Genomic DNA, 16,856 nt, shown 5'->3' on the forward strand with positions numbered 1-16,856 from the left:
GTACACTTTGGCATTGGCAGCCCTCTCCTCAACAGGCGTCGTTATTGGCGTCAGATACCTCTAACAACGCCCTCGGAATCAGGGCTGCCGACCGCTCACTCGCGAAATATCCAGGCTAGACCTCTCCCGCCCGCCGCAGCGTGTCCATCACCGGCCGGTGCAGCAGGCCGCGCAAGCTCCACCAACCCGCCGCCAGGGCGAGCCAGGCGCCGGCCAGCGCGCCGGCCAGAGGCACCCAAGGCGCGGCCGTCCACTGGAACTCAAAGGCGTAGCGCGCCAACGCAGCGCCCACCGCCGCAGCGGCCACCGTGGCCAGCAGGCCGGCCAATGCGCCCACCCCCAACAACTCGGCCCGCTGCACCTGGCCCAGCAGCTTTGCACCCGCGCCACAGGCGCGCATCACGGCGTATTCGCGCGCCCGGGCCTCGCGCGTGGCGCTCACCGCGGCGAACAGCACCGCCAGCCCCGTTGCCAACGTGAAGGCGAACAGGAACTCGACCGCGCGGATCACCTGGTCGAGCACCTGCTGCAATTGCCGCACCGAGGCCGAGACATCGATCGCCGTGATGTTCGGGAAGCGGCGTGTCAACGAGTTGTCGAACCCGGGCGCCGTCGCCGCATCAGGGGCATGGAAGGCCGCCATGAAGGTCACGGGCACATCGTCCATGCGAGCCACTGGGTAGATGATGAAGAAATTCGCGCGCATCGAACCCCAGTCGACCTTGCGGATGCTGGTGACGCGGGCATCGCGGATCTGGCCACCGATGTCGAAACGCAGCGTGTCGCCCAGTTGCGCACCGATGGTCTCGGCCACGCCCTGCTCGATGCTCAGGCCATCAGCCTCGTCGGGCTTCCACTGGCCCTGGACCACCTGGTTGTGCGGTGGCATCTGGGCGGTGTGGCTCAGGTTGAACTCGCGCTCCACCGTTCGGCGCGCCCGCTCGTTCTCGGCAAAGCGGGTGCTGACCGGCTCGTCGTTGATGGACACCAGCCGGCCGCGAATCATCGGGTACCAGTCGTAGCCTGCGGGCACCTTGGCGTCAGTCAGCGCAGCCCGGAAATCGTCCACCTGATCCGGCTGCACATTGATGACGAAACGGTTCGGTGCGTCCTTGGGGGTGCTGGCGCGCCAGCTGTCGATCAAATCGGTGCGCAGCAACACGAGCAGGGCCAGGGCCATCAGGCCCACCGACAGCGACGACACCTGCAACACGGTGAACGCCGGTCGGGCCGCGATCTGCCGCGTCGCCAACACGAGCCACCGCGGGGCACGCGCTTCGGGCACGGCACGGCGCAACAGCCACACCGACAGCCACGCGAGCAGCGCGAAGAACGCCAGCGCCACGGCGAATCCGCCCACCGCGATCGCCCCCAGCATCGGATCGCGCGCCACTGCCAACAACAGGCCCGCGAAGCTGGCCGCACCGGCGAGCAGCACGCCCAGCGAGGCCGGCCGCAACTGGCCCACGTCCCGGCGGATCACCCGCAGCGGCGGAACCTTGGCCAGTTGAAGCACCGGCGGCAGGCCAAAACCCAGCAGCAGCGTCAAACCCACCCCCAAGCCCAACAACGCCGGCCAGACGCCCGGTGGCGGCAGCGTGGCCGGCACGAGCGCCCCCAGCAACTGCACGAACAGCAGGTGCATCGCCAGACCAGCCAACACCCCCGCCAGGCTGGCGCCCAGGCCAAGCGCGACGAACTCGATGGCGAAGGCGCCCGCGATGCGCCGCTGCGGCAGGCCGAGCACGCGCAGCATCGCGCAATCGTCCAGATGGCGTTGCGCAAAATCGCGCGCGGCGATGGCCACCGCCACCGCGGCCAGCAATGCTGCCAATAGCGCCACCAGGTTCAGAAACTTCTCGGCCCGATCGAGCGTCTGCCGCATCTCAGGGCGGCCCGATTCGAGCGACTCGACGCGCATGCCGCGCTGGCCCTCGCCCTTGATCTTGGCGCCCGCCCACTGCGTGAAATCGCGGATGCGGGCCTCGGCCCCTGCGGGCGCCGCCAACGCCAGCCGGTACGTGACGCGGCTGGCGGGCTGAACGAGACCGGTGGCGGGCAGATCGTCTTCGTGCAGCATCACCCGCGGGGCAAACGAGAGGAACCCCGCCCCCCGATCCGGCTCGACGACGATCACCTTGGCCAGCTTCAAGCGGGCATCGCCCAACAGCAGGGCATCACCCAGCCGCACGCCCAGCGCATCGAGCACCGCCGCATCCGCCCACACCTCGCCCGGGGCTGGCCCGGCCTGGACGTTGGCTTCGGCACCCTCCGCTTGAACCGTGAGGCTGCCGCGCAGCGGGTAACCCGTGCTCACCGCCTTCACCGCCACCAACCGGCTGGCGCCGCCCTGTTCATCCGTCGCCCGGGCCATGCTCGGAAACGCGGCGGTACGCGCTGCCCGCAAGCCGATCTGGCGCGCATGGGCCTCGAACTCCGGCGGCACCGGATGGTCGCTGCTGATCACCGTGTCGCCGCCCAGCAATTGGGCCGCATCACGGGTGAGGCCGGCCTGAAGCCGATCGGCAAAGAAGCCGACGGCCGACAGCGCGGCCACAGCCAGCATCACGGCCACCAGGACGAGGCGCAGCTCGCCGGCCCGGAAGTCACGCAGGGCCTGCTGCGCCGCCAGGCGCCAGACGGATATCTCGCGGGCGGGAGTGGTGCTCGAAGCAATCATGGCCGGCACGGTACACCGAAAGGCGCTCCCGAGCGGCCCGTGGGGCCGGCGCTGCGGCCGTCAATCGCCCCGGCGTTGAACGCTGCGTGCAGTCCCGTCGAAATGCGGCCGACCTGGTCGGTGCTTGAATCGATGGCATGGACACCCAGACCTTGCTGCCGTCGCTCTACATCTCCCATGGCTCGCCGATGACCGCGCTCGATGCGGGCGAGGCAGGCACCTTCTGGCGCCGTCTCGGCCCGGCCATCACCGCCACCTTCGGCGCACCGCGCGCCATCCTCGCGGTCTCGGCCCATTCGCTCACCCGCGAGCCGGTGCTGCTGGCGGCGCCCCGCCATGAGGCCATCTACGATTTCTCAGGCTTCCCGGATGCGCTCTACCAGCTGCGCTACGACGCACCCGGCGCGCCCGCCCTGGCGGGGCGGGTGGCCGAGCTGTTGCGCGCCGCGGGGCTGCCGGTCCACACCGAGCCCGCGGGCGGCATGGACCACGGCATCTGGACCCCTCTTCGTTCCATGTTCCCCCGGGCCGACATCCCGGTGCTGCCCTTGGCCTGGCCGCCGATGTGGTCGCCCGCGCAGCTGTTTCGCCTGGGCCAGGTCCTGGCGCCGCTGGCGGCCGAGGGCGTGCTGGTGATGGGCAGTGGCGCCATCACCCACAACCTGCGCCTGTTCGCCAGCGGGCGCGGCGAGGTGGATGCGCCGGAGTATCCGCAGAGCGCCGCTTTCCGAACCTGGGTGGAGCAACAGGCGCGATCGGGCGGCTGGCCCGCTCTGCTGGATTACCGCGCGACCGCCCCGCACGCTGCCTACATGCATCCCACCGACGAGCACTGGTTGCCCTTCTATGTGGCCGCCGGAGCGGCCGAGGCCAACGGAGCGCAGGCCCGGGGCGTGCGGCTTCACAGCAGCGTGACGTACGGGCACCTGGGCATGGACGCCTACGCCTTCGGGGCCACCGCGCCTCAACTGGCCGCGGCCCTCGAAGCCGAACCAGCCCCGGCCTGAGCCTCGCCCGTCCAGCAGGCGAAGGCCCGGCGCACGCAGGCGTGGGCATCGGTGCGGTCATCGGTCTCGATCACCGCATGGTGGGCCACCACCACCCGCTCGAACGGCCAGGCCAGCACGCGCTCCACGCTGCGACGCACGGCTTCAAGATCGCGCACGAGCCAGCGCACGGTGCGAGGCACCGCCAGGCCGTCGCGAACGCCAGTGGCCCTGGCATACACCTGCGCAGACCACGCCAGCGTGGCCGGCCACCACTGCAGCAGATCGGTGACGATCAGCGTGCGGGTCGGCCGGTGGAACCACACCGTCTCGTTGCCATACGGAATGCCTTCGAACAAGGTCCACTCCAGGTCGGCCGCCCAGGGGGCCTCCAGCGACGGCGGCAACGGCTGCATCGCGGCGACATCCGGCCGCTTCTCGGCCAGGCCTGGCGCACCGTAAACGCGGGCATGCGGGAAGGCCTTGATGGCCTCCGACAGGAACAGGTGGTGGGTCTTGCTGGGAGCGACGATGTGCCGCACCGGTCCCAGGCGCTGCAACGCCTGGGCCAGCATGGGCGACAGCGGGACGGGTGAGTGCAGCCACAGGCCGCCGTCGGCCAAGCGCACGATCGTCATGCGTGTGGTGAGCGGCAGGCCATTGACCTTGAAGTCGTGCGGCACGTGCCAAAGCTGGTCCGCCAAGGGATGGATCATGGGTACGAGATGAGGCTGAACGATGGACGCAGCATCGTGGAGGAGCGCCTGGCCGTCTTGGACGATTTCGACATCCGGCGCGGCGGCGCTGGGATGGGCCGGACATGGATAGACTGCGCGCCGATGCCTTCTCCCGGACTTTCCGCAGCGCCCACGCGGCTGTGGCTGCCGCCGCTGGCGCTGGCCGGCTGCGTTCGCGGCGTCATGCTGCGCGACACCACCTCGGCAGCCCTGCCGCCCGAGCGGCGCTTCAACCACTACCCCGCCTCGCCGTTGTGCACCATGAGTTGGTGGTTCGCGGGAACGGGCGAGTGGCTGGCCCCTGGCGCGGTGCCCTCGCTGGATTCGCCACGCACGACGAGCGAGGCACGCATCACCTTCGCCGGGCCGCACACCCATCCCACCATCTCTTGGAACCCGGGGCCCGCCCGCGGGATGATGCTGCTGCTCATGCCCGACGCGGTGCAACGTCTTGCCGGCGTGGACCCGCGCCAGTGGGTGAACCGCGTCGTTCCGGCAGAAGACGCCCTGCCTGCGGACTGGATGACCCTCGGCCATGCCGTGCTGCAAGCCGCCGACGACGATCGCCGCATCGCGCTGATCGAAACCTTTTTCGCCGAGCGATGGTCCACCGTCCGCGAACAGGCCACCTCACATCGCTACCGCGACTGGGCCGAAGCGCTGGCCCTTCGTGCCGCCACCACCCGCACCGGCCGCAGCCTGCGGCAGATCGAACGCCGGGTGCGCGACTGGGCTGGCCTGCCGCTGCGCGAGCTGCGTGGATTCGGGCGGGCGGAACGCGCGTTCTTCGAGGTGATCGCGGCCTCCGAGACCGGCGACCTCAGCTGGTCGGCCCTCGCGGTGGACACCGGCTACTTCGACCAATCGCACCTGAGCCGCATCTCGCGCCGCATCACCGGCTTTCCTCCCGAAGAACTGCGCCGCCGCATTGCCGAGGACGAGGGATTCTGGGCCTATCGCGTGTGGCAGTGAGCGCCTGCCAAGCCGCAGCGAACCAGGTCGCTCGAACCCATCAGCCCTGAAAGCACCAGGGCTTGTCATCCGCCCGTCATCCGGCCTTCAACGCAGCGTCACGGTCGCTGCCTAGCCTCTCGCTACTGCCATGCCGCCACCTTGTCGTACGGCGGCGCAGACCCATCACACAGGAGCGAGATCCATGAAGTTGAAGACCCTGGCGCTGGCCGCCGCGATGACGCTGGCCCTGGCGGCCGCTCAAGCTGCCACCGGCCCGAGCAGCAGCCAGTCCCCCTACCTCGTCCCCACCGCCAGCGGTGTGTCCGTCACCTCGATCCTCACGGTGGGCGACGCCGCCGTCAACGGCTACAAGATGGTCGGCATTCCCGACGGCCTGGGCGCCTATGACAACAACGACGGCACCTTCACCGTCACGATGAACCACGAGATCGGTAACACCTCGGGCGTGACCCGCGCGCACGGCAGCATCGGTGCTTTTGTCTCGAAGTGGGTCGTCCGCAAGAGCGACTTGAAGGTGCTCTCCGGCCAGGACATGGTGCAGTCGGCCGCCGACGTCTACACCTGGGACACGACGACGAACGCCTGGGTCGCCGGCACCACCGCCTTCGCTCGCACCTGCTCGGCCGACATGGCCGACCCGGGCGCCTACTGGAACCCGAAGACCAAGAAGGGTGCCCGCACCGCCCGCATCCACCTGAACGGTGAAGAGAACGGCGTCGAAGGCCGCGCCCTGGCCTGGGTGATGGGTGAAGCCGGTGCGCCGAACACGGTGTGGGAGCTGCCGTCGCTGGGCCGCTTCTCGTTCGAGAACGCCGTCGCCAACCGGGTGAAGCAGGACAAGACCGTCGTCGTCGGCACGGATGACTCTTCGGTGGAAGGCCAAATCTACGTCTACGTCGGCGAGAAGCAGGCCACCGGCAACGTGGTGCAGAAGGCCGGTCTGCACGGCGGCAAGCTGTACGCGATCAAGGTCACCGGCAACCAGAACGAAGACACCAGCGACCAGCCCTTCGGCGCCGCCGCCGATGGCAGCTTCACGCTGGTCGACGTGACGCCCACCGCCTACGGCAACGGCAGCGGTCTGGCATTGAACACGCAGACGGTGGCCGCAGGCGGCACCAACTTCATGCGTCCGGAAGACGCCGGCTGGGACAGCAAGCGCCCGACGGTGCTGCACGTGGCCACGACCTCCAGCAGCACCGGCCGTTCGCGGATCTGGGAATTCACGTTCACCGACATCGCCAACCCAGAGTTGGGCGGCACGGTGCGCGTGGCCGGTGATGGCGGCGCCAACGGTGCGGTGTTCCAGATGGCCGACAACCTGACGACCGACAAGAAGACCGGCCACGTGATCTTCGAAGAAGACGTCGGCAACAACCCCCGCCTGGGCAAAGTGTGGGGCCTGAACCCGACGACCGGCGCGTTGGTCGAACTGGCTGCCCATGACCCGGACCGCTTCATCACCGGCGCGGCCAACTTCCTGACCCAGGACGAAGAGGCCTCCGGCATCATCGATGTCAGCGACCTGTTCAAGAACGTGCCGGGCTATGACGTGAAGACCACGCGTTACTACCTGCTCGACACCCAGGCTCACTACCCGATCGCCGGCGAAGCGGTCGAAGGCGGCCAGCTGCAGTTGCTGGCTGTGCCCGTGAAGCTGGTCAACAAGTAAGGCCTCCCCCGGCAGGCGCCTTCTCCTCGATCGGCACTGGCCGGCCACCCGCAAGGGGGCCGGCCTTTTTTCTCTGCGGGTCGCGGTCGATGTCGGGTTACCCCTCGACGCAAACTCGTCGTTGCGAACCGCCCTGCTCCGGCGCATCGTGCGCGGCGACGCCGTGGGCGGGTCGGCACCCGGTTCCTGCGCGACATGGCGCGCCCTCACCGGGCTCGCGTCACCTTCTCGCGTCGCTCGGCCCCGGCGTCTTAACCACAAGGAGACCCCCGGTGAAGAAGCAAAGAAATGGCTTCCAGAAAGCCTGGTTGATGTCGGCAGTCCTGGCCGTCGTCGGTGGCGGGCTGCCGCCCTTCGCGCAGGCCGTGCCCGCAGGCAACGGCGTGATGCAGGGGCAAGGCTTCGATGCCTGCACGGCCCCATCGACATCGACGATGCAGAAGTGGTGGACCGACACCCCGTGGTCGTGGATCGGTGTGTACATTGGCGGCAACTCGCGCGCGTGCAGCCAGCCGAATCTCACCGCCGCCTGGTTCAACACCACCTACGCCCAAGGCTGGCGGTTCAACCTGATCTGGGTCGGCCCGCAGGCCCCCTGCAGCAGCTTCGCGCACCGCTTCAGCTCGAACACCTCGACCGCGTACCAACAAGGCAAGGACGAAGCCGTCGCCGCCTACAAGGCCATCAAGGCCCTCGGCTTCGGCGATGGCCTGAACACCCCGGTCACCTACGACCTGGAGGCCTACCCCAACAGCAGCTCTTGCCGTGCCGCGGTGAAGTCGTTCATGCAGGGCTGGGTGGACCAGCTCGCGGTGGCGCCGGCACAGGTCTCGGGTGTCTACGGCTCGGCGTGCGCCTCGTACCTGAGCGACTTCGCTGCGATCACTCGCCCGCCGCGGTATGTGCATGCGGCCGATTGGGACCTCGACCACTCGACCTGGAACCTGTCGTGCATCAGTTCGAGCTATTGGGTCAACAGCCAACGATTCAAGCAGTTCCGCGGTGACCACAACGAGACCTGGGGCGGCGTCACCCTGAACATCGACAGCAACTGCGCCAACGGGCCGACCGCCTCGGGCGGGCACCTGTTCCCGAACAGCTCGTGCATCGCGAAGTGATCGCCAAGCGGCCGCCAAGCGACCGCGGACCGCCGGACAGCGGTACCCAGCTTTCGGGACACCCACCCCAACGAGATACAAGGAGTCGTCGAGATGATCAACCCCAGAATCACCCTGCTCGCCTGCTTGGCGTTCAGCCCTTTGAGTGGCCTGGCCGACCAGTCCAACCCCATCGTCGCCTGGCTGGACGAACCGGCCTGGGCGGCTGAGCCGGCAGATGCCACCGGCCCTCTCACCGAGAGCACCCCGGCACCGTGCCGACAAGCCGACCTCGATCTCACGCTCGGCACGGCCGGCGCGTACCACGGGCGTGCGACCCAAGAGCTGCTGCTGCGCAATACATCAAGCGCTCCCTGTTCGCTGCCAGATGCACCGGCCGTCGAGCTGGCGCAGGCCATGGGCTGGCAAGCCATTGAAACGAAGGCCGATCAAGTGGGCGGGTCCGCGCTGGTGCTGGCGCCCCGCGCCACGGTGGGGGTGCTGCTCGGCACGCCCGGGGCCTGCGACGCCACCCTGCGTGAGGACCGACGCGTGGTGCGACGCCTGCGCGTGCTGGCACCCGGCGGCGGCGCACTGCATACCGACGGCGCGCACGTCGACACGACCTGCGGCCCCGCGGCGCTGATGCGTGTCGACCTGCATGCACCTGCCAGAGCAACGGCACCGGCAGGCCTGGGCGCCTTGACCGCAGAGCTGACAGCCCCCCGAACGGCCCATGCCGGCGCGACGGTGGACTACCTGGTGACCCTGCGCAACCCCACCGGCACGCCGGTGGACTTGTCCACCTGCCCGAGCTATGAGCAGGTGCTCAACACCGATTCGTCACGCGAAGCGGGTCGCTGGCGGCTGAACTGCGCCGGTGCCGGAGGCCGAATCCCGGCCCATGGACAGGTGCAGTTCGCCATGCGCGCTCTGGTGCCTGCATCATCACTCGCCTCCGGCGGCGTGAAGCTCAGTTGGCAACTGGCCGGCGGCCCCACCGCCGGCACCGTCGTGCCGTTGCGCTGAGGCCCATGTCGTCAACCTGCCGGCAACAGCACACTGCTGCCGGTGGTCGCGCGAGCCTCCAGGTCTCGGTGGGCACGCGCCGCGTCGGCCAGCGGATAACGCTGGTCGATGCGAATCGTCACCGCGCCCGAGGTGACGACCGCGAACAAATCGTCGGCCATCGCCTGAGTGCGCTCACGGGTGGCGATGTGGGTGAACAGCGTGGGCCGCGTCACGTAGGCCGAATTCTTTGACAGCACACCCACGTCCAGCGGCGCCGGCTTGCCCGAGGCGCTGCCAAAGTTCGCCAAGAGGCCGAAGGGGGCGAGGCAGTCGAGCGACTTCATGAAGGTGTCCGCGCCAACCGAGTCATAAACCACCTTCACGCCCACCCCCTGCGTGATCTCCTTGACCCGGGCCACGAAGTCTTCGCGCTGGTAGTTGATGGTGTGCGCCGCACCGTGGTCGCGGGCCAGCGCGCACTTCTCGTCGCTGCCCGCCGTGCCGATCAACTGCAACCCAAGCGCCCTCGCCCATTGGCAGGCGATCAGACCCACGCCGCCGGCCGCCGCGTGGAACAGCACGTGATCACCGGCCTTCAGGCCGCCTTGCGGGAGCGTCTGCCGCAGCAGGTACTGCACCGTCAACCCCTTGAGCATCATCGCGGCCCCGGCCTCGAAGCTGATGGCATCGGGCAAGCGCACGACGCACTTGGCCGGCATCACGCGGCGCTCGCAGTAGCTGCCTGGCGGGTTGCTGGCATAGGCGGCGCGGTCACCCACCACCAGATGCGTGACGCCCTCGCCCACGGCCTCGATCACACCGGCGCCCTCCATCCCCAGCTGCAGCGGCAGCGCGTTGGGGTACAGCCCGGTGCGCTGATAGACATCGATGAAGTTCAGGCCCACCGCTTCATGGCGGATCCGGATCTCTCCCGGCCCCGGCTCACCCACCTGTGTCTCCACCAGTTTCAGCTGCTCGGGCCCGCCGAAGGCGGCGATCTGGATGGCACGGCTGGGCAAGGTCATCGTCGGTTCCTCGGGCGGGGTGTGAACAGTCGGGTATCGTGCCAGCCTTCCGATCTGGTGTCTCGGCGCGGCCGCGACAGCCCCACACCCCGCCCCGAGATGAGTCACGCTCTCACGCCCCGCCTGGCTTTTCTGCTGACGCTGCCCCCCTTGCTGTGGGCGGGCAATGCGGTGGTGGGCCGACTGGCGGTGGGCGCGGTGCCGCCCATCGCGCTGAATTTCAGTCGCTGGCTGCTGGCGTTCGTGCTTCTGTGGCCACTGGGCCGCCAGGCGCTGGCGAACCGGCAGGCGCTGGCCAGCCGCTGGCGCTACCTCGCACTGCTGGGCCTTCTGGGCATGGGCAGCTACAACGCTTTGCAGTACATGGCCCTGCACACCTCCAGCCCGCTGAATGTGACGCTGATCGCCGCCAGCAGCCCGGTCTGGATGCTCGGCTTCGGCTCGCTGCTCTACGGCGTCCACCCCAGCCGACGCGAGCTCGGTGGCGCGGTGCTGTCGCTCATCGGCGTGGCCTTGGTGATCGCCCGGGGGCAGCCGTCTCGCCTGGCCGAATTGCAGTTCGTGCCCGGCGATTTGCTGATGCTGCTGGCGATCGTGAGCTGGGCCTTGTACAGCTGGTTGCTGGCGCGGCCACCGGCGCACATGCAGGGCAGCCAGCGTCCCGACTGGGACTGGGCCGGCTTCCTGCTCGTGCAGATCAGCTTCGGCCTGCTGTGGAGCGGCGGCATGGCGGGCATCGAGGCGGTGGTCTCGAATGACGCGCATTGGCATTGGACACCCTGGGTGCCCGCGCTGCTGGTGTACGTGGCCATCGGCCCGTCGCTGGTGGCCTACCGCTGTTGGGGTCTCGGCGTGTCCACCGTCGGGCCGTCCATCGCGGCGTTCTTCGGCAACCTCACGCCGGTGTTTGCCGCTGTGTTGTCGACCGCGCTGCTGGGCGAGGCCCCCCACTGGTACCACGGTGCGGCGTTTGCGTTGATCGTGGCGGGCATCTGGCTCTCAGCCCGAGGCCGCGGTTGAGCCATGGCCTCGGCATGCTCGCCACCCGCCCGCGGCTGGAACGAGGGAACCCGTTTCCGGGCGCTAAGCTCTCACCACTTTCACCACCTTCCGATCGCGAGAAAACCATGCTGACGCTGAACCGCCGCCTGTGGCTGGCCGCCACCCTCGCCACGGCCCTGGCCGCCCCCGTCGCCCAGGGCGCCACCGGCCCCTACGACGAAAGTGCCGATGCGCACAAAGACGTGCAAGCCGCGTTCGACGCGGCAGCCAAGGCGCAGCGGCCGGTGCTCGTCATTTTTGGCGCCAACTGGTGCGGCGACTGCCGGGCTTTGGACACGGCATTGAAGGCGCCCGCGAACGCCGAGCTGATCAAGAAGGAATTCGTCATCGTGAAGGTGGACGTCGGCAACTTCGACCGCCACCTCGACATTGCCGAGCGCTACGGCAACGCCATCAAAAAGGGCATCCCGGCCGCGGCGGTGGTGTCGCCGCAGCAGCAGCTCCTCTACACCACCAAAGGTGGCGAGTTGGCCAACGCCCGCAAGATGAGCGACACCGGCGTCTACGATTTCTTCCGCGGCATCGTGGCCTCGGCGAAGACCGCCACCCCCGAGGCCACGGCCAAGTGACCACCTCGGCCTCGGCGGAATCGCCAGCCAGCGTGCTGGCGTTCTGGTTCGGCGACGCGCCCGAGCGGGCGGCCACCGATCCGACACGCGCCAAGCTGTGGTGGTCCAAGCAGCCCGCCGTCGACGCGCAGATGCGCGAACGCTTCGCCGGCCTGGTGGACGACGTGGGGGCGGGCCTGCTCGATGGCTGGGCCCACACGGACCTGGGCCGATTGGCGCTGATCCTGGTGGCCGACCAGTTCAGCCGCAACATCCACCGCGGCACGCCTCGGTCTTTCGGGCTCGACCCGCTGGCGCGCCAGTGGACGTTGCACGGTCTGGAGAGCGGTGCCTTCGAGGCGCTGCTGCCCATCCAGCGCCTGTTCGCCTACATGCCGCTGGAGCACTCCGAATCGCTGGAGCACCAGGACCGCTGCGTCGCCTTGATGCAGGGCCTGCGCGACCGTGCCACGCCCGAGGAGGCTGCCACCTTCGCCAGCTATGCCGACTATGCGGAGAAGCACCGCGCCGTGATCCAGCGCTTTGGTCGCTTTCCCCACCGCAACGCCATCCTGGGCCGCGACAGCACGGCGGAGGAGCTCGCCTTCCTGCAGACCCCGGGCTCGTCGTTCTGACCTGCCTGCGCCCCCACCGCCATACCTGACACACCCTGGCAGTTGAGCCGGTGATCATGGGGCGATGAATCCCCGATTGATCGAGATCCGCGCCTACCGGCTCCACCCTGGCGAATCGGCTGCCTTCCATGCGCTGGTGTCCGGCACGGTGATGCCGATGCTGCAAGGCGTGATGGACGTGGTGGCCTTTGGGCCTTCCCCGCACGAGCCCGACGGCTACGTCCTCGTCAGGGCATTTGACGATCTGGCGGACCTGCAGGCACGCCAGGACGCGTTCTACGGCAGCGAAGCCTGGCGACAAGGCCCGCGCGAGGGCATCGTCTCGCGCATCGCAAGCATGCTCAACACGGTGTTGTGGCTGTCGCCTGAAGCCATCCATGACATGCGGCGCCTGAACGTTTCACGGGATTGATCGCCGCGCCGGCGGTGGTAGCGTGACGGACCGAGCCCCGGCGCATGAGGACGCCGGCCGTGAAGACAAGCGTTCATCCGTTCCATGCATCCGTTCTCCCACCACTGCGAAACGATCACGCCCGGCCGAATCAGCCGCTACGCGCTGAATGAAGGCGGCCAGCCGCTGAGCTACCGGCGTACCCTGGATCTGCTCGCCGACGACGCCGGCTTTCGCCGCTACCTGAGCCAAGTGCTGGCCGATCACAGCTTCACCTCGTTTCGCTGGGAGACGCCCCCCATCACCCATGCCACGATCGACCGCCCGTTCGAGTTCGTGGTGATCAACGACCCGTTCATCGACATGCCCCCCGAGCCCGAGGTGTTCGGCGAGCACTTCGGCGGGGCGAATCGGCAGCAACCGGTGGTCGCGGTGCCCAACCTGGGCCGCACCGCGACGCTGGTGGTGCCACGTCAGCTCGACGAGCAGTGCGCCTACCCGCATCTGGCCGCCTTCGTGCGCACGGCGCCCGAAGACCAGCTGCATGCGCTGTGGCAACGCGCGGCCCAAGAGGCCAGGGCCCAGCTCTCCGACCGCCGGATGTGGATCAGCACCGCCGGCGGCGGCGTGGCGTGGCTGCACGTGCGCCTCGAAGGAACGCCGAAGTACTACGCCTACCGCCCGTACGCCGAGGCGGCTTGACCGGTGCGGCCCGACCTCTCTCGGCCCGTCAATAGGTGCCCGGGTACAGGCCCCCATCGAGCAGCCAGTTCTGCCCGGTGATGAAGCCCGCGTGCGCGCTGCAGAGGAACGCGCACGCTGCCCCGAATTCGTCGGGGGTGCCGTAGCGTTGGGCCGGCACGGCCAGGCGGCGCTGGTCCCACACCGATTCGATCGGCCGGCCCTGCGACGCCGCCGCCGCTTGCACCGTCTTGCGCAGGCGATCGGTGTCGAAGGGGCCCGGGAGCAGGTTGTTGATCGTGACGTTGCGCCCCGCCAACCTTGGCTGACGCGCCAGGCCGGCCACAAAGCCGGTGAGCCCACTGCGCGCCCCGTTGGAGAGCCCGAGCGTGTCGATGGGCGCCTTGACTGCGGCCGACGTGATGTTCACCACCCGTCCGAAGCCGCGCTGCGCCATGGAATCGACCGTGGCACGGATCAGCGCGATGGGCGTCAGCATGTTGGCGTCCAGCGCGGCGATCCACTGATCGCGTTCCCAGTCGCGAAAGTCACCCGGGGGCGGTCCGCCGGCGTTGTTGATGAGGATGTCGACCTGGGGCGCCGCGGCCAGCGCGGCGGCCCGCCCTTCGTCGGTGGTGATGTCCCCGGCCACCGGGCGCACGGCGACCTCAGGGTTCAGCTGCCGCAACTCGGCGGCCGTCTCATGCAGCGCGTCCAGGCCCCGCGCCACGATCACCACGTTCACGCCCTCGGCGACCAGCGCCTTGGCGCAGCCCTTGCCCAGCCCCTTGCTGGCGGCGCAGACCAGCGCCCACTTGCCCTTCAAACCCAGGTCCATCACCACTCCTCGATCAGGGCCCATGGCCCTTGCTCACGGCACCTTTCGGGCGCCTCGGTTGTCAGTCGGCGTTCGGTTGCAGCAGATCCCACAGGTTGCCGTACAGGTCTTCGAACACGGCCACCTGGCCATAGGGCTGCACCACCGGCGGCTGCACGAAACGCACCCCCTTGGCCGCATAGGCCGCGTGGTCGCGCTGCAGATCGTCGGTGTAGAGAAACAGGAACACCCGCCCGCCGGTCTGGTTGCCGATACGGCCCGCCTGCTGTTCATTGCTCGCCTGCGCGAGCAGCAACCTCGTCTCACGTGCCCCCGGCGGCGCGACCACCACCCAGCGCTTGTTCTGCTCAGGCACGGGCGTGTCTTCGACCAGGGTGAAGCCCAGCGCATCCACATAGAAGGCCAGGGCCTCGTCGTAGTCGCGCACGACCACCGACATCAGTCCGATGCGCTGGCGCGTCATCGGCGCACCTCGCGCAGTGAAGCCACCAGAAGGCCGACGCCGAGTGCCCCCAACGTGGCACCCGCCACGCGCCCGATCCAGCCTCGCTGGGCCGCGTAGCTCGCCTGCACACGGCGGCGCGAAAACACGTAGGCGAGTCCCAGGTGCCAGGCCGCCGCATTGCACACGATCAGCAGCACCGCGGCGGCGAGCATCACCGACCCCGGCTGGGCCGGCAAGGCGGTGGAGAACACGCTGCCGAAGAAGAGTGCCGACTTGGGATTGGACAGGTTGGTCAGCAGCCCCAATCGGTAGGCCCGCCACCCACCCATCGGTGGGGCCGCGGCGGCTGTGGGGGACGACGTGCTGCGCCACAGCCGGCTGGCGATGTACAGCAGGTACAGCGCACCCGCCCACTGCAAGCCCAGGCGAATCGCCGGAAACGCCGCAAACAAGGCGTGCACCCCCAGCACCGCCGCGCTGGACCAGATGGCCGCCCCGGTTGCCACGCCAAGCGCGGCCTGGGTCGCCCCGCGGGTCTGCCCGCTCGCGGCAAGCTGCGAGATCAGCAGCACGTTGGCGCCCGGGGTGATGAGGGCCGCCATGTGCAACAGCCAGATGGTGAGCAGGGTCGAGAGCATCGGTTTCAGGCCTCCTGGAAATCCAAGTCTGCGATCCAGTATCGCCGTCGGCGCTCCAGCCGGGCAGCCTCTTCCTCGCCGTCGAAGTTCGCCGTGGCATGGCGCAGCAGGCTGGCGGGCACGCCCTCGAAGGCATTCACGTTCACCACGGCGTAAAGCCGATCGTCGAGCCTACAGCTGACGACAGGTACCACGCCGCAGCGGGTGCACACGTGAAAGTCCGCCGTGCGCGTACCGAATGCGTAGGTCGAGACCAGCCCGGCCTCTTGCACCGCCACCCGAAGTGAGCCGGTGGCGCAGGACGTCCACACGCCACCGTGCTTGACGCAGAAACTGCAGCTGCAAGCCCGAGCCGGGATCTCAGCCGGCTCAGGCAACCAGTTCAACTTGAACGACAGGTTGCCGCAATGGCAGGCGCCGTGAATCAGCATCGGATCTCCTCCATGACAGTGCGAAGGCGAGCTGCATCCGCAGGCGCCGTTGACAGCGGCCCCGTTGACAAAGGCCCCATCAACGGGACCGCGCCAGGAGCCACACGCCGGTGAGCACGAGCACCGTGCCCGCCATCAGCCACAACGTGAACGGCTCATGCAGGAACACCACGCCCATCGCGATCGTGCTCATCGGGCCGATCATGCCCGCCTGCGAGGTGAGGCCGGGCCCGATGCGCTCGATGGCCATCATCACCATCCACACCGGTGCCACGGTGCAGGCGGTGGCGTTGAGCAGCGACAGCCACAACACCGGCTCGGGCACCAGCGCGGCCGACAGCGGCTGAGTGATCAGGAAGTGGCCGATGCAAAAGCCGCTCGCCACACAGCCGGCCCAGCCAGCCAGCCAGCCGCATCGAGCCCAGCCGTTGCACCCACTCGCCACTCAGGACCAGGTACACCGCATAGCTCACGGCGCTGCCGAAAACCAGCGCCGCACCGGCGAAGACGCCTTCGCCCTCGAGCTTCAATTCCTGCCCGAACACCAGCACCACGCCGGCATAGCTCACCGCCAAGGCCAAGCCCTGGGTGCGGCTCACCTTCTTGCCCAAAAACAAGGCCGACAGGCCCAGCACGATGGTGGGATTGAGGTAAAGAATCAGGCGCTCCAGGCTGGCACTCACCAGGGCCAGCCCCATGAAGTCGAGCAAGCTGGCGAGGTAGTAGCCCGAGAAGCCCAGGCCCACGAGCGCCACGAGTTCTCTTCGCGTCAGCGGCGCCTTGCCGCGGCCAGCCCACCAGGCCATCAGCGCGAACAGCGGGCCCGCGAACAGCATGCGGTACATGATCAACGTGACCGGGTCGACCCCGTGGCGGTATGCCAGCTTGACGATCACCGCCTTGCCGGAAAAGGCGATCGATCCGCACAAGGCCAGGGCGAGGCCGGGCCAGCGCTGCGGCACGATCGCGGCATCAGCGGCGGGATGCGCCGCACTCATCGATAC

Annotated in this window: 17 protein-coding genes and 1 pseudogene; 10 read left to right on the plus strand and 8 right to left on the minus strand. The window is 68.7% G+C overall.

Going from position 1 to position 16,856, the window contains the following annotated elements; genetic code table 11:
- Positions 1 to 115: 115 nt before the first annotated feature.
- Positions 116 to 2,680 carry an ABC transporter permease gene (locus tag AACH06_RS22080; RefSeq protein WP_341427944.1) on the minus strand — a complete coding sequence of 855 codons (2,565 nt, stop codon included), beginning with the start codon at positions 2,678 to 2,680 and terminating at the stop codon, positions 116 to 118.
- A gap of 137 nt (positions 2,681 to 2,817) precedes the next feature.
- Here AACH06_RS22080 and AACH06_RS22085 point away from each other — a divergent pair, with 137 nt between their 5' ends.
- Positions 2,818 to 3,687: a dioxygenase family protein gene (locus AACH06_RS22085; protein WP_341427945.1), complete on the plus strand. Its 870-nt coding sequence runs from the start codon at positions 2,818 to 2,820 to the stop codon at positions 3,685 to 3,687.
- On the opposite strand, the gene AACH06_RS22090 is transcribed toward AACH06_RS22085, so the two are convergent.
- A complete protein-coding gene (locus AACH06_RS22090) occupies positions 3,645 to 4,382 on the minus strand; it encodes a DUF4336 domain-containing protein (protein ID WP_341427946.1) in 738 nt (245 codons plus the stop codon). The genes AACH06_RS22085 and AACH06_RS22090 overlap by 43 nt on opposite strands.
- Positions 4,383 to 4,391: 9 nt before the next feature.
- Here AACH06_RS22090 and AACH06_RS22095 point away from each other — a divergent pair, with 9 nt between their 5' ends.
- The 4 genes from AACH06_RS22095 to AACH06_RS22110 all read left to right on the plus strand — a co-directional run bounded on the left by AACH06_RS22095 (position 4,392) and on the right by AACH06_RS22110 (position 9,176).
- Positions 4,392 to 5,375, plus strand: coding sequence for a helix-turn-helix domain-containing protein (locus tag AACH06_RS22095; RefSeq protein WP_341427947.1), 984 nt, complete (start codon positions 4,392 to 4,394; stop codon positions 5,373 to 5,375).
- Between the two features lie 184 nt (positions 5,376 to 5,559).
- The gene (locus tag AACH06_RS22100; protein ID WP_341427948.1) at positions 5,560 to 7,050 is read left to right on the plus strand and encodes an alkaline phosphatase PhoX; all 1,491 of its coding nucleotides are present in this window, start codon (positions 5,560 to 5,562) and stop codon (positions 7,048 to 7,050) included.
- 272 nt (positions 7,051 to 7,322) lie between these two features.
- Positions 7,323 to 8,168, plus strand: coding sequence for a DUF1906 domain-containing protein (locus AACH06_RS22105; RefSeq protein WP_341427949.1), 846 nt, complete (start codon positions 7,323 to 7,325; stop codon positions 8,166 to 8,168).
- Positions 8,169 to 8,261: 93 nt separating this feature from the next.
- Positions 8,262 to 9,176, plus strand: coding sequence for a DUF4232 domain-containing protein (locus tag AACH06_RS22110; RefSeq protein WP_341427950.1), 915 nt, complete (start codon positions 8,262 to 8,264; stop codon positions 9,174 to 9,176).
- 11 nt (positions 9,177 to 9,187) lie between these two features.
- Here the strand turns inward: AACH06_RS22110 and AACH06_RS22115 are convergent, their stop codons facing one another.
- Positions 9,188 to 10,183, minus strand: coding sequence for a quinone oxidoreductase family protein (locus tag AACH06_RS22115; RefSeq protein ID WP_341427951.1), 996 nt, complete (start codon positions 10,181 to 10,183; stop codon positions 9,188 to 9,190).
- 99 nt (positions 10,184 to 10,282) lie between these two features.
- On the opposite strand from AACH06_RS22115, the gene AACH06_RS22120 reads away from it, so the two are divergent.
- The 5 genes from AACH06_RS22120 to AACH06_RS22140 all read left to right on the plus strand — a co-directional run bounded on the left by AACH06_RS22120 (position 10,283) and on the right by AACH06_RS22140 (position 13,521).
- Positions 10,283 to 11,203: a DMT family transporter gene (locus tag AACH06_RS22120; RefSeq protein WP_341427952.1), complete on the plus strand. Its 921-nt coding sequence runs from the start codon at positions 10,283 to 10,285 to the stop codon at positions 11,201 to 11,203.
- Between the two features lie 107 nt (positions 11,204 to 11,310).
- Entirely contained in the window at positions 11,311 to 11,814 is a 504-nt protein-coding gene (locus tag AACH06_RS22125) for a thioredoxin family protein (protein WP_341427953.1), read from the plus strand.
- Positions 11,811 to 12,428 (plus strand): DUF924 family protein, encoded by a 618-nt coding sequence (locus AACH06_RS22130; protein ID WP_341427954.1) that lies wholly within the window; start codon positions 11,811 to 11,813, stop codon positions 12,426 to 12,428. Before AACH06_RS22125 ends, AACH06_RS22130 begins: the two co-directional genes overlap by 4 nt.
- 64 nt (positions 12,429 to 12,492) lie before the next feature.
- Entirely contained in the window at positions 12,493 to 12,840 is a 348-nt protein-coding gene (locus tag AACH06_RS22135) for an NIPSNAP family protein (protein WP_341427955.1), read from the plus strand.
- A gap of 84 nt (positions 12,841 to 12,924) precedes the next feature.
- Positions 12,925 to 13,521: a DUF6940 family protein gene (locus AACH06_RS22140; protein WP_341427956.1), complete on the plus strand. Its 597-nt coding sequence runs from the start codon at positions 12,925 to 12,927 to the stop codon at positions 13,519 to 13,521.
- Positions 13,522 to 13,549: 28 nt separating this feature from the next.
- Here the strand turns inward: AACH06_RS22140 and AACH06_RS22145 are convergent, their stop codons facing one another.
- From AACH06_RS22145 to AACH06_RS22165, 5 genes and pseudogenes are all read right to left on the minus strand, one after another.
- On the minus strand, positions 13,550 to 14,338 hold the full coding sequence (locus tag AACH06_RS22145; RefSeq protein WP_341427957.1) for an SDR family oxidoreductase: 789 nt from the start codon (positions 14,336 to 14,338) through the stop codon (positions 13,550 to 13,552).
- Between the two features lie 61 nt (positions 14,339 to 14,399).
- Positions 14,400 to 14,801, minus strand: coding sequence for a VOC family protein (locus tag AACH06_RS22150; RefSeq protein ID WP_341427958.1), 402 nt, complete (start codon positions 14,799 to 14,801; stop codon positions 14,400 to 14,402).
- Complete coding sequence (locus AACH06_RS22155) at positions 14,798 to 15,421, minus strand: LysE family transporter (RefSeq protein ID WP_341427959.1); 624 nt, start codon at positions 15,419 to 15,421, stop codon at positions 14,798 to 14,800. The genes AACH06_RS22150 and AACH06_RS22155 overlap by 4 nt, the downstream gene beginning before the upstream one ends.
- A 5-nt stretch (positions 15,422 to 15,426) precedes the next feature.
- On the minus strand, positions 15,427 to 15,852 hold the full coding sequence (locus AACH06_RS22160; RefSeq protein ID WP_341427960.1) for a GFA family protein: 426 nt from the start codon (positions 15,850 to 15,852) through the stop codon (positions 15,427 to 15,429).
- A gap of 79 nt (positions 15,853 to 15,931) precedes the next feature.
- Positions 15,932 to 16,850, minus strand: a pseudogene (locus AACH06_RS22165) (DMT family transporter).
- Between the last annotated feature and the right edge of the window lie 6 nt (positions 16,851 to 16,856).

The organism is Ideonella lacteola (assembly GCF_038066555.1).
In the GTDB taxonomy this organism is placed as follows: domain Bacteria; phylum Pseudomonadota; class Gammaproteobacteria; order Burkholderiales; family Burkholderiaceae_C; genus Ideonella; species Ideonella lacteola.

Excerpts from the sequence above, each read along its gene's own strand:
- AACH06_RS22080 (WP_341427944.1), bottom strand. The coding sequence starts at position 2,680 with ATGATTGCTTCGAGCACCACTCCCGCCCGCGAGATATCCGTCTGGCGC.
- AACH06_RS22085 (WP_341427945.1), top strand. The coding sequence starts at position 2,818 with ATGGACACCCAGACCTTGCTGCCGTCGCTCTACATCTCCCATGGCTCG.
- AACH06_RS22090 (WP_341427946.1), bottom strand. The coding sequence starts at position 4,382 with ATGATCCATCCCTTGGCGGACCAGCTTTGGCACGTGCCGCACGACTTC.
- AACH06_RS22095 (WP_341427947.1), top strand. The coding sequence starts at position 4,392 with ATGAGGCTGAACGATGGACGCAGCATCGTGGAGGAGCGCCTGGCCGTC.
- AACH06_RS22100 (WP_341427948.1), top strand. The coding sequence starts at position 5,560 with ATGAAGTTGAAGACCCTGGCGCTGGCCGCCGCGATGACGCTGGCCCTG.
- AACH06_RS22110 (WP_341427950.1), top strand. The coding sequence starts at position 8,262 with ATGATCAACCCCAGAATCACCCTGCTCGCCTGCTTGGCGTTCAGCCCT.
- AACH06_RS22115 (WP_341427951.1), bottom strand. The coding sequence starts at position 10,183 with ATGACCTTGCCCAGCCGTGCCATCCAGATCGCCGCCTTCGGCGGGCCC.
- AACH06_RS22120 (WP_341427952.1), top strand. The coding sequence starts at position 10,283 with ATGAGTCACGCTCTCACGCCCCGCCTGGCTTTTCTGCTGACGCTGCCC.
- AACH06_RS22125 (WP_341427953.1), top strand. The coding sequence starts at position 11,311 with ATGCTGACGCTGAACCGCCGCCTGTGGCTGGCCGCCACCCTCGCCACG.
- AACH06_RS22135 (WP_341427955.1), top strand. The coding sequence starts at position 12,493 with ATGAATCCCCGATTGATCGAGATCCGCGCCTACCGGCTCCACCCTGGC.
- AACH06_RS22140 (WP_341427956.1), top strand. The coding sequence starts at position 12,925 with ATGCATCCGTTCTCCCACCACTGCGAAACGATCACGCCCGGCCGAATC.
- AACH06_RS22145 (WP_341427957.1), bottom strand. The coding sequence starts at position 14,338 with ATGGACCTGGGTTTGAAGGGCAAGTGGGCGCTGGTCTGCGCCGCCAGC.
- AACH06_RS22150 (WP_341427958.1), bottom strand. The coding sequence starts at position 14,801 with ATGACGCGCCAGCGCATCGGACTGATGTCGGTGGTCGTGCGCGACTAC.
- AACH06_RS22155 (WP_341427959.1), bottom strand. The coding sequence starts at position 15,421 with ATGCTCTCGACCCTGCTCACCATCTGGCTGTTGCACATGGCGGCCCTC.
- AACH06_RS22160 (WP_341427960.1), bottom strand. The coding sequence starts at position 15,852 with ATGCTGATTCACGGCGCCTGCCATTGCGGCAACCTGTCGTTCAAGTTG.